General features: G+C 34.7%; 6 protein-coding genes. All 6 read right to left on the bottom strand.

Going from position 1 to position 13,304, the window contains the following annotated elements; all coding sequences use genetic code 11:
* Positions 1–161 precede the first annotated feature (161 nt).
* The 6 genes from AAEO59_RS07740 to AAEO59_RS07715 are packed head-to-tail and all read right to left on the bottom strand — an operon-like array spanning position 162 to position 13,303.
* Positions 162–1,904 (bottom strand): RagB/SusD family nutrient uptake outer membrane protein, encoded by a 1,743-nt coding sequence (locus tag AAEO59_RS07740; protein WP_341700162.1) that lies wholly within the window; start codon positions 1,902–1,904, stop codon positions 162–164.
* Between the two features lie 25 nt (positions 1,905–1,929).
* The gene (locus AAEO59_RS07735) at positions 1,930–5,115 is read right to left on the bottom strand and encodes a SusC/RagA family TonB-linked outer membrane protein (RefSeq protein ID WP_341700161.1); all 3,186 of its coding nucleotides are present in this window, start codon (positions 5,113–5,115) and stop codon (positions 1,930–1,932) included.
* Between the two features lie 19 nt (positions 5,116–5,134).
* A complete protein-coding gene (locus tag AAEO59_RS07730) occupies positions 5,135–6,610 on the bottom strand; it encodes a fasciclin domain-containing protein (protein ID WP_341700160.1) in 1,476 nt (491 codons plus the stop codon).
* A 39-nt stretch (positions 6,611–6,649) separates the two neighbouring features.
* Positions 6,650–8,476: a fasciclin domain-containing protein gene (locus AAEO59_RS07725; protein ID WP_341700159.1), complete on the bottom strand. Its 1,827-nt coding sequence runs from the start codon at positions 8,474–8,476 to the stop codon at positions 6,650–6,652.
* Between the two features lie 15 nt (positions 8,477–8,491).
* Positions 8,492–10,015, bottom strand: a complete 1,524-nt coding sequence (locus AAEO59_RS07720) for a RagB/SusD family nutrient uptake outer membrane protein (protein WP_341700158.1) — start codon at positions 10,013–10,015, stop codon at positions 8,492–8,494.
* An 18-nt stretch (positions 10,016–10,033) separates the two neighbouring features.
* On the bottom strand, positions 10,034–13,303 hold the full coding sequence (locus AAEO59_RS07715) for a SusC/RagA family TonB-linked outer membrane protein (RefSeq protein ID WP_341700157.1): 3,270 nt from the start codon (positions 13,301–13,303) through the stop codon (positions 10,034–10,036).
* Position 13,304 lies beyond the last annotated feature (1 nt).

The raw sequence follows: 13,304 nt of genomic DNA, 5'->3' as shown, positions 1-13,304 counted from the left end.
TATTGCTTGATGCTTTTTTAAAACTTCATTTACACATCGAAGTTTAAAATCATAACCATACTTGACTTTTCTTTCCATAAAAATACCCCCAAATAGTGTCTAACTTTTTGGGGGCAGTGCAAATCTCAGAACGGTTTTATTTACTACAAATTAAAATCGAATTACCAATTAAAAGGCAAATACCAATTATTTGGATTCATTAATTTAGCTTTTACATTGGCAGCTTCCGCATTTCCTTCTTTACTTAATTTATCGTAAATTTTATCTGCTAAGAAGGAAGGATCGTTTCTACGTCTTGCAATACGCACTAAGTCTTCCCAACGATTTCCTTCGTAAGCTAACTCTAATGCTGCCTCGTCAATTAAATTATTTTCTATAGAAATCAAACTATCTCCTACTACTTCTTTCTTTATTAAGTTAGCTCTACCACGTACTCCAAGAGACGCACGATACCAATCATCTCTATAATAAGGATATTGACCTTCACGACATTTAAAATCGTATGGAAATGGTTTATGTGTCTGCATTTCGTTAGTTACATCAGCTGTACCTGTATTCAAACCTGGTCTGGTAAAAGCACCTCTAATCCCTCCTCTGTTATAAATACCATCAGCAACCCTATGTTCATTATCTCTGTTAGCTGCTTCTGCATAGCGTAAAGTTAATTTAGCCGCTCGATATAAGAACCAGTCACCTTCAGTTTTAAATGGATCAGCAGCAGCCTCATACTTAAACAAATATTTCATAATAACAGGGTCATTGCCTACCATTTTATAGGTATATTTAGGACCACGAGCATCATAAGGAATTCCATTAGCCTGAGTCTCTGAATTCCATTTATCAATTGCACTTTGTGATGGTTTGGCTAAATAATTCCCTGAAGATTTAGAAAAGAAAGAAATAAATGGATTGGCAGGAGCAAAATCACTATCAAAAGGTAATGACCATATCCACTCGTAAGACCATTGCGCATCATACGGTCTTGAGAAAATGGAACGCCAACCAGAAGTTTCAGTATTCAACAAAGACGTAGCATCTTGTGCACGAGTATAAGTTACCATTAAATCTGAAGCAGACCAACTTAGACGATATTTATCATATAAATAAGCCGAAGATGCAGCACCTGTAGCTGTTTCTAAAACTTTTTTATAGTAAGAAGCTGCCATAAGATAATCTCCTTTCCATAAATTTAAATCCCCTAACAAACATTCTTTATTAACAAAGAAATATTCTGTGCTGTACCCATCAACTGATGTTCTTAAATTTGTCCCTGCTGGATAAGGCTTCTTAAAAGGCAAATTTTCAGTAAAATCAACCAGTTTTTCAATCAATTGATCAAATGGCATTCTTGGATACATAGAAATATTTTTAACATCCTCAATATTTTCAATTGGTTCAGTAATATAAGGAACACTACCATAATGGATTCCCAACTGTAAATAAACCCATGAACGAATACATCCAATATCCGAATAACGATGATTATATTGCTCCTGAGTAAATCTTTTTTCGGCAAGCATGATGTCGAAATTTTTAAGAGCATCATTACAATTAAGAATTACTTCATAAAAATCTCTAGGACTCACATAAGGATTATCCACTGTTTCATTATGCTCAGACAATTGTTTCAAATAAGGATCCGAATTGGCGGTAGTGGTCATCAAATCAGCACGCATTTCATTTAGAACAACGTATTTTTTTGCCAATCCCATAAATTTACCATAAATCCCTAATACAGCTGCATCGGCATCATTTACATTTCGATACATCTGTTCTACTGCCAATTTATCCTCCGGTTGTACGTCCAAAAAGTCCTGACAAGAACCAAGGCTCAACAATAGTGTCATTGCCGACACTATTGATATCATTCCTTTAGTAGTTTTTGTTTTTAATATTGTTATCATCTGTAAATTTTTTCTTGAATTAAAATTAAAGTCCTAAACGCAATCCTAACTGAAGTGTTCTGAACTGTGGTGCCAAACCAATGTCTGTTCCCTGACCAAGGATCGATGAAGTAGCACTAAACTCCGGATCATACCCTAAATACTTGGTAAAAGTAAATAAGTTATTTGCAGTTGCATAAAGCTTGATGTATTTCACATAATTGGCATCATTCACTTTAAAATCATAACCTAAAACTAAAGTTTTCAATCTTAAATAGGAACCATCTTCAATCCAACGACTAGAGAAATCTGCATTCCCCATAGGATCTCCCCATGTCGCTTTAGGAATATCTGTTTGCTGCCCTTCAGCAACCCAACGATTAGCTACAGCCGCAGTTTGGTTTTCATAACCACTCATTCCTTCTAAATTATTACGCAATCCATTATAGATATCGTTCCCAACAGAAAAATTAAACAAAGCCTGTAAACTAAAACGTTTGTAAGTAAAATTAGCAGAAACACTACCGAATAAATCCGGATTAGGATTACCAATTACCATACGGTCACTATCATCAATAATATTATCACTATTCCTATCTGCATAGTGAATGTCTCCGGCACCAAAAGGAACTACATCACCATTTACCAATCGTCTGCTTAATCCAGAAGTACTCGCTTCAGCAGTAGTACTGAAAACACCTAATGATTTTAGGCCATAGAATAAATTAGCATCTTTTCCTACTGAAGTTAAATACGTAGCTCCTCCAAACTGAGTTAGAATATCACCGTCTGGCAAACCTTGAATCTCATTTTTATAACGGCTCAAGTTAACACCCAAATCAAAATTAAAATCAGTTGATTTAACAACACGTGCTTTTAAAGCCAATTCAGCACCAGTTGTTTTCATAGAGCCACTATTAGTAGGTATAAAATCAAAACCAGTTGCATCTGTTATGGATTGCATAACGATCATATTACGTGTTCTGTTAGAAAAGTAATCCAAAGAAGCGTTTAATCTCTCGTTAAAAATTCCAAAATCCGCACCTACATTAAATTTCTTAACAGTTTCCCATTGTAAATTTGGATTTGCTATATTACCTCTTACCAAACCTTGCATTCCAAGGAAGTTTTGAGACACATAATATTGTTGAGCCGCATAATTACCTACATCATCATTTCCGCTAAAACCATAACTGGCTCTCAATTTCAAATAATCAATCGCTTTGAAATTCTTCATAAAACTTTCAGAAGAAATCATCCAGGCACCGGATAATGATGACATTAATGCGTATTTATCAGCACCATTCCTTTTATCACCAAAACGACTGGAACCATCCACTGCGTAATTAGTAGTTAGGAAATATTTGTTACGAAAATTATAATCCGCATTGGCATAAATATTCAACCAATTCCATTCATTTAACGAACCGCCTATTTGACGTAATAAACTGGAACTTGCCCCTACAGTAGTAAAATCGTCAGTTGATGAATTATACCCCAAACCTAAATCCGTTTCAGATTTATTACTTTGAGTTCTAATTCCAAAACGTGTATTAATATTGTGATCATTATTAATATGTTTGATATAATTAGCATAGGTATCCGTATAAACACTTTTATAAATTTGAACCTCACTACCGGATTGATTTGTTCCAATTGCTGTTGGCAAAGTAAAAGAAGCGATACCATAGTCTGGGACAAAGAAAGTTTCTCTTTCTTTATTATAAGTCATACCAAAAATGGTATTAATATCCCAAGAATTATTTAAAGCATAAGTAAATTTTAAATCTCCAAAGAAACGATAGTTCTTATTCAAACCAAAACCATTTTCTAAAATGGCATTTGGATTACCCACATTAAAATAATCAACGTCAGCTAAATTCGGAGAAACCTCACCGGCATCATCAACTAATTGCTTTGCAAGTAATGGCGATTTTGTTAAGGCTAAATATAAAGGACTTGTAAATGACATTCCTTGATTCCATTGATTTTGTTGATTTTGAACAAAAGACAAATTAGCATCCACTGTTAATTTGTTAGTCAAACGTAATGCTGCATTCAAACGTGTGCTATATCGCTTACTTTCTGTTTGTTCAACTGTACCTTTACTATCCAAATAACCAACAGAAAGACCAAATTTAGCAATATTATCACCTCCCCTTACTTTAAGGAAATAATTTTGATTTACACTGGATTTTAAAACTTCATTTTGCCAATTGGTATTATTATGATAAGTGTAATATCCTGCGGAACCTTCTGTATCATTCATATAAGGCAAGGCCGCTATCTGAGATTGTGTCAAACCTCTGCTTGACTCTAATTGAGACATATAAGTACGATATCCTTTAGCCCCTAATAATGGTAATTGATCCGGAGCCTGATTCACTCCACCATACATAGTAAAATCAATCTTCGTTGATAATTCAGTAGGTCTAATGGTTGTAATTTTAATTACTCCATTAGCTCCTTTGGTTCCATATAATGAAGTTCCGTCTTTGATTACTGTAATATCCTCAATATCTTTTACATCAATATTAGCTAATGGTGATGAAGAAGTATTCTGAATAATTCCTGAACCGTAATCCTCATCGTCATAAATCATTCCATCTACAATAATTAATGGTTTATTAGTCCCATATAAAGAGGTCATTCCACGAAGTGATAAATAAGTTCCTACCCCAGGAGTACCTGAATTACGAACCGTATTCAAACCTGCAACTTTACCCTGAAGAAAACCACCCACTGACTCATTCACAGGGTTAGACCATTGGTCTTTACTAAAGTCAACTACAGTAGCCGCATGCGTATTATCATATTGCATTTTATAGCCCTGAGCCATATTTGCCATTTGATACGTTGGTGCATAATTAGCTTCACTCAAATAAATCTCAATACCTTCTTCCTGATTTCTTAAAGCATAAACTTCGGTTTGATAATTTTCACCACTTATTTTAAGTAGTGTTTCTAGATTAGGCACTTTAATTTTAAAACTTCCGTCATCATTAGTAATGGCAGCCGAAAACCCCTCTACAGAGATATTGATTCCGGATAAGGCTTGTTTTGTCGCGGCACTTTTCACTACCCCTTTTATCAGAATTCCTTTTATTTTATTGTTTATAATTGTATTTGCTGTAGTTTCTGGCTTTTGAGATTCCTGCGCATACATTGGTACATAAAGACCACCGGCAAAAAAAAGACCCGCTAAGCAGCTTATTTTTATATTTTTTAGCATAACTGTTTTTTTATAGATGTTATTTAAGAACAGGAACAAATTTCAAATAATCCAAAGTAAGGGAGTTATTCCCGTTTGTGGCAGTATTAGCACCTACTAATAAAATAAAATTAAGATCACGCGCTTTATCCAAGGTAAACTCTCCTAAATAAACTTCACCATAATTTTTAACCGGAACAGTAGTGTATGAAAAATCTTTGTATTTTTCTGTTGCAGTAGTAACATTATTAACAACTTGAGAATTACCATTTATACTCAAAAACTGTTGGAAAGTATTTGTTTGTATATCATTTACTGCTCTCCAATAAACTTTATAAGTCGTACTGTACCATTCACTAGCACTATAACTTATAATTGGAAGCGCAGCCCCTGGATTTTGAACCATAATATCATCGAATAAAACACCGAATGGATCAATTCTGTTACGGTAAGATAAGGCTCCCCTGCCAAAATTAAAATAACTCCTATTTTTTTCTCCTTCAATTATTCTGGTTAACAAGCGTTTTTCAACAGGCACATCCACCTGATCCATGATATAAACAATCCCATTACTTAAATGAATTTCGTCTACAATCTTAGTCTGGTCAATAGGTACTTCAACTCCAAATCTTGACACTAATGAAGCAGGCAAATCAGCTTTTTTATATTTTTTAGCAAAAGCTAAATCTTTTACTGTATAATAACGAGCATAAATAGCTGTTGAATCTATAGTAACATCATTAGTAATTTTAATGGTATACGGTTTCATTTTGTCAACCTCTGTAGTATAACCAGCATCTTTCATTAAAAACAAAGTATAATTGTTTTTCTCATTATTCAAATTATACACATTTTTTAAATAAGAATTGGTTAATGAATCTGACTGATAACCTGCCCCTCTGGATTCAGACAAAGCTTTAGCATCAGCATCAGACGCATAAATACTAAATTCTTTTAAGCTCAATAAATAATCAGCCATAGCCGAATTACCTTCCTGAGATTTCACATACTCCCAGATATTTAATTTAGGAGTTAAAGCCTTATTAATGATATGAAAGACTCCGTTAGCTGCATAATGATCGGCAGTAACTATTGTCGAACCATCTATAGTCGTACTTCCTTCAAAGTCCAAATATTTATTACTTAGCATTTTAACGCGAACATCTTCAGAACGCACTGATGAATAAGCCGTCAAAGCAATATGATTCGCTACAAATTGCTTTAAAGCTTCTTCATCATTCAATATAGCCTCGTCCACTTCAGCCATTGCGGCATCAGTAGGTACAAAAACCGTATAAGTTTTGGAAGCTGCCAGCACCTTATCATACCCAGTTTCTTTTAATAAAGCTGCGAACTGCGAAACATCAGAGGTATTAGTAATTGCTTCTGTCAAATTAACACTAAGGTTTGCATCGCCATTATTTTCGCGATCATCCCAAGGGTTAGAACAGGAGATTATTGCCAGTGTCAAAACACTAGCAAATAATCTTCTATAGTTATTTTTTAATAATATCATCTTTATCTGATTAGTTTGTATTTATATTCTCTAAAATTTTTAATAACCACTATTTCCGTTATCCCCTCTATCAGCTTCTTGTCTGGATATTAAATAATCGCCATTTAAGTCGTTACCATTTGCAACACCAGGAGCTGTTTTAAAACCTTTACGGAATTTTGGCCAAACCTGATCCATATCTACCGGACGGAATTCAACCATATCCCATTGATCAGCATTACCACCACCACAACCTGTACAGGCATCTGTATTAAACTTAATTTTATGTCTTCCGGTAGTGGTCACTTCTACAATACCAACCAATCTGGAATATAAATAATCACCAGCAACAAAAGGGAATATATAGCGTTTATACCCTTGCGATTCCAAAACCCTGTCTCCTACCCCAGTTGTAGTACTAGCCGGGTCATTTGGTCGTTCTTTCCCATTAAGAATTCTGGAAGTTTGTACCCCATCAAAAAACACTTTTGTATTACCTGAAGCCTTACTATCAGGGGAAAAACGATAGGCTACCCAAATTTTATAACGTCCTTTAATAATTACCGGAGTAGTAAATTCAACATCATTCAAACCTCCTGATCCGGTACGGAAACGGAAAACATTCCAAAGGTCTCCATTGTAACCTCCGCCATAAGGGTTCCAATTCATAAGATACCCAGTATTTCCAGTCCAGGTTACATCTTTCATTTCACCCATTTTAAAACCAAAAGTAACACCACCAACTTTTCGGTAATTGGCTACATTATTTGCCATTTCAGGCTGATCACACAAATCAAAATATACTGGAGAAGGATTACGTTTTTTCAAAGAATAATTTCCATCTACATAATGTAATACACCGTTAGCACAAGTTTCATCACTTTGCTCTCTAATAATACCAACTCCTTTTTCTAAAACACCATTAAAAACATCTTCATTGATTAAAATATCCTGACCAACTAATTTAGAAGTAATTACCTCAAGAGGTGCCTTTGTTAAAAATACTGGTGTAGTAGCAAAATCAGCTAAATAATTTAACCCCGGAACAATATGATATTGAACATATAAATTCAAACTATCTGCCGCTTTAGTAGGATCTCCTAAATGACTATATCTCAATTTTAAATTGTCTAATGTATTCAAAGTTATTGTTTGCCCATCAGGTTTTTTCCAAGTTGTATTATTATACACTTCGTTTGATTGTGCTAAAACACTTAAATAACTAGCAACATTATTCTCATCGTAGGCCACAGGCTGATTTAATTTATCGTACCATCCCGTAGCTTTTAAAACTTCAGTAAATAAAGAAAGATTTGGATCTGCTTCAATTTGCTCAGCCAAGGTTTTTTTGGCCACTCTTAATACTTTATCAATCACATGGATAACTCCATTTCCTAATTCTACGTTAGACACAACAATGTTAGCCGTTTTATTGACTGTTATACTTGACACATCATTATTATTGGCAGCACCGGTAATTAAAAATTGACCATACATACTAGGAGTAGGAATTTTCCCGTCAGTAAACACGGTAGTACTAACCTTTTGCTCTAAGATATGTAGTTTTGCCAAATCCTGTAAATCCTGTAATGGAATCTCCGACAAGGAATTCACTCCTAAATCATTCATATATGCTTCAACTGCCTCATTTGTTGGTAAAAACAAGGTATAAGTACCATAGGTGTTCATAAAAGAAGCATAATTAGTAATATCCAAAATTTCTAAAAACAGCGAATAATCGGGATTAGCTCTTAAATATTCCGTAATATTTAACGTTTCATCTGTACTTTCTTTAATTTTTTGCTCTGAACAACTTTGAAAAGCTAAAGCGATCAAAAACAATAAAGTAAGTCTCCACACACTAGGTAATCTTAATAATCTTTTCATGACTTAATTTTTTTATTATTTGTAAAAAGGGTTTTGAACAAGAGCTTTATTAGTATAAAGTTCGTAAGTATTAATCGGTAAATAATGACTATTATAATCTCTTAATTTCGCTATAATAGACTGTTGTTGATTGGCCGGAGCTGTTTTTACCGCTAGGGTAATTAACAAATCTAAATGCGCATAATTATTGGCACGAGCAATACGCAATATATCATACCAGCGTTTTCCTTCAAAAGCTAATTCTCTGGCACGTTCAGCTAAAATATAATCTATAATTTCATTATAACTAGATGCGCTAACATTTTGTTCAGTTAAATCCAACGCCTTGCGTTTTAATCGTATATCACTAATAATATCAAGAGCAGCCTGTCCTAGTTCTTCGTTTTGTGTTTCATCACCTAATCGCGCTAAAGCTTCCGCCTGCATTAACAATACATCGGCATAACGATATACAAACCAGTGCGTATCTGAATCCTGCAAAGCTTTGAAATCAGTATTATCTAAACCTATAAATTTCCAAATTGTACCCGTTGCACCTACTAAAGAAGCATAATCTCCACGAATATCTTTAGTATTTATCGGATCGTTAAAATCAATTCCATACACTTCCTCCATCACTAAACCACCGGCTTTAAATTGAGGTCTTTGCAAAAAGATACTATAAAATGGTGGCAAATTAGAAGTTGTATATTGTAATTCAAAAATGCTCTCTGTTGAATTTCCTACGGCAAAAACTCTGTTAAACCATGATGAAGCAGAAGTTTGTATCAAAGCAAACTTACCTGAATCAGTGACTTTTTTAGTAGCATCGTAGGCTTCCTGATAACTTTCAGTCCATAAATACACGTCAGCAAGCATAGCATTAATAGTATAAGTGGTAACACGACCTTTATTGGAAGCATTATTTCCATAATCTTCCACAGCATATTCATCAGCCAATTTCAAATCTTTAATTACCTGAGCAAACACTTCTGACTGCGTACTTACCGGAATTTGATAATTATCCTTATCTGTTAAAGTAGCATTTAATTTTAAAGGCACATTTTTAAATGTTCTTGCTAATGTGAAATACAAATACCCTCTGATTGCTAAAGCTTCCGAAAGAAAATGATTTAACTGCGTTTGCGTTAAAGTTGGATCTTCATTTAAAACTTCTGGAGCCAAATCAATTACGGTATTACAATAATTGATAGTTCTGTAAAAAGCGGCCCATGATGTTAACTCATTTGAAGGAATGATATTAGCATTCATAATATCTCTTGCATCTTCTTCAACATTAGGACCAGGAAGCAACATATCACCTCTTAATTCACCATACATAAATAAGTATTGACTTAAGGGCAAATCACCCACACCCGGAGGCGAATTCAACATCGAGGAATAAATTCCTATTACTGCCGCCTGAATATCCTCTTTGGTTTTCCAGAATTCATCTCGAACAATTCCATTCTCAGGACGTAAATCCAGATAATTATCACAAGAACTTGCCGAAACAAGGAGGATGAAAATGGCTATTATTGTTTTTATTTTAGTTTGCATAAATCAATTAATTTTTAATTAAAAACGGGTTGAAAGACCAAATGTGAAACGTTTTGTAGGTGGTGTAGCATCTCCATCAATTGCTATCCCAAAAGGACCAGGACTCATACTTACTTCAGGATCCTGACCTGTGTACTTAGTAAATGTATATAAGTTATCAGCAGTTAACCAAAAACGAAGATCTTCCAAATTCAACTTTTTCAACAATTTCTTCCCTAAGTTATAGCTCAATGTTACGGAACGTAAACGGCAGAAAGAAGCATCTTCAACATAACGATCTGAACCTAACCAGTTATAACCTGCACCAAAAACTGCTCTAGGCATATCAGTCACATCACCAGGGTTGCGCCATCTGGCTAACACAGCTGTACTTTGATTATTCCATCCATACATGTTGGTTGTTGTCATTTCTGTTCCATTAATGATATCATAATTCAAACGGTAAGTAAAATACATTAATATCTTAAACTTATCATAAGATATAGACGGCCCAAAACCACCAGCCAATTTAGGATTACTGTTTCCTAAATATACCACATCACGACTGTCTATATTACCATCTTTATTAATGTCTTCATAAATTGCATCCCCAGGTTGAAAAGTATAATCAACTGTTGGATAATTGAACCTCATAAACACTTCCTGACCATTTGGACCTATAATCACATTTCCAGCGGCATCTCTTGCTTTTGTAGCTTCTAAATCCGTATAAACTCCTTTGAATTTATAGCCATAGAACGAACCAAATGGATTATCTACCTGTAAGAAACGTTTAAACTGTCCGTTTCTATCCGTATTTCCGCTTTCACTTGGATAGAATTCTGAGATCTCTTTAATCATATTCTGGTTAGCCGAAATATTAAAGTTAAAGTCTATTCTCCATTTTTTTGACTTAAACGGGGTACTATTTAAACCTATTTCCCATCCCTGATTTTGCATTCTACCTACGTTTTGATCGGAAATATTAGAATATCCCGAAACCGTACTGATATCTAAATCTCTAAACAATAAATCTTTTGTTGTATTACGATAAATCTCAGCATCGATTGACAAACGCTTATTGAACATTTGTAAATTAAATCCTAAGTTCGTTCCTATTAACTTTTCCCAACGTAAATTAGCTAATTCCATATTTGCAGGAACAACCCCATTCAAACCTAAATATTGCGTATCATAATTATCATACACATTAAAGAAACGATAATCAAAACGAGGTGCTCTACCAGAATGACCATAACTCAAACGCATACTTAAGTCATCAACATTCTTTAAATTTTCCATGAATTTTTCACCAGAAATTCTCCAACGGGTAGAAATAGACGGAAACAAACCATAACGGTTATTAGCTGCGAATTTAGAGTTTCCATCACCTCGTAAACCTACGTTTATAATATAACGATCTAACAAACCATATTGTAAACTCACCAAAGCTCCAACGCTACGCGACTGACCATTCCCATTGGACAATGAAGTCCCTGATGTAGTTGTACGTCCCGGAACAGATGGATCTGTAAGCAAAGAAGAAGCTGTGTTAGTAATCATAGCATAATGCCCTGAGTTACGATAATCATTGGTTTGCAATGATAGTAAAGCCTGCAAAGTTTGATTTTTCCCAATATTTGGTGTATAAACAAAATTAGTTTTAGTATTAATCCCTATACCATCAGAATCCGAATCTCCTGCTCTGTTTACAACTGATTCTGTAAACGGTCTACCTGTAGCACTTTGTGGTAAAAAGTTATGAACTTTTAAACCTCTAAAATCAAATTGTAAATCAAAAGTTGAAATCAACTTATTAGGAACAAGATCTACTTTCACATTAAAATGAGGCACAATACGATCTTCTGTTTGAGTATTTAAAGCGTACTCTCCCATGGCAACCGGATTATATGTACCAGAATAAGTACCTTGCACATTAGATGCCGGAGTAAAGTAGTTAGGTGTTAAATTCCCCATTTCATCATACTCGTAAATACTCATATTAGGCATTTTAGTATAAGCGACCCCTCTTAATCGATCTCCACTATCGCTAGTACCATTTACATAATTACGCATCGTTTCAGAGTGAGTGTATGCTATATCGGTTCTAAAACGAATACGATCCGATACTACATAATCCAAATTCAATCGGGCATTCAATCTTTCTAAACCGGTACCAATAGTAACACCTCTACCCTTATAATATCCTACAGAAGTAAAATATCTTGCTTTCTCGCCCCCTCCTTGCATAGAAAGGTTATGATCACCTGTCAAAGCGGTTTGTGTAATGGCATCTATCCAATTCGTATTTTGACTGTAATTTTTATAATAATAAACATCCTGAGGATCGTATTGAAACTCCTTAACTGTAAGCGTATTCAAAGGCACACCGTTTCTATTCATAAATTCTTCCGGTATCAATTGAGAATATTGATCTCCACTTAACATAGGAATTGTTGGCGGTAACTTCGAATAAGTTCCTCTGAAACTATAGGTGATTTTTGGTGCACTAACTCCTCCACGTTTAGTAGTAATCAATAAAACCCCACTGGCTGCACGTGCACCCCAAACGGCTGTTGCTGCAGCATCTTTCAAAATAGTAATGGTTTCAATATCAGAAGGAGCAATATTTAACAAAGAAGCATATCCTTGTTCATCAGCCGAACCAAAATTAAAATCATCAGGAACTTCAGTTTCATAAGGCATGCCATCTACCACAATTAAAGGATTAGATGATCCTGTAATTGAAGAGGTCCCACGAATACGAATTTGCATCCCAGCTCCAGGATCCCCACTATTAGCAACAATATCAACCCCAGGCATACGTCCTTGCAAAGCCTCATCAATAGAAGCTGCCTGTGTATTTTCTAAATCTGCTGCATTTATAGAAACCGCAGCTGTAGTACGGTTACGATCAGCAATACTCATCAAACCATTGTCTGACATTTTTTGAGACTTAACCTCAACAACATTCAATGATTCTACAGTAGAAACCAATGAAATTTTAAGAGTAGTTTTTCCATTAATTGATACAACTTTAGTTTTGTAACCAATTGTTGAAACAACTAATTTATTATTAGGATTTTTAACACGAATAGCAAAATTCCCATCGACATCAGTGACAACACCTCCAACAGTACGATTATCAGAATCCTGCTCTGCAATTGTTACCATTGGAATAGTTTGATTGTCAGCTGCATCAATTACCTGACCACGAACTAATAAAGCTGTAGCAGACTGTTGTGCCATTGCAGGTAAAGCTGCCAATAATAATATGGCAAAAGTAATTTTAAATATATATTGTTTCATT

This window comes from Flavobacterium flavipallidum, assembly GCF_038289905.1.
Lineage (GTDB): Bacteria > Bacteroidota > Bacteroidia > Flavobacteriales > Flavobacteriaceae > Flavobacterium > Flavobacterium flavipallidum.
The sequence above is the reverse complement of the archived record's forward strand: the minus strand, read 5'-3'. Positions and strand labels throughout refer to the sequence as shown.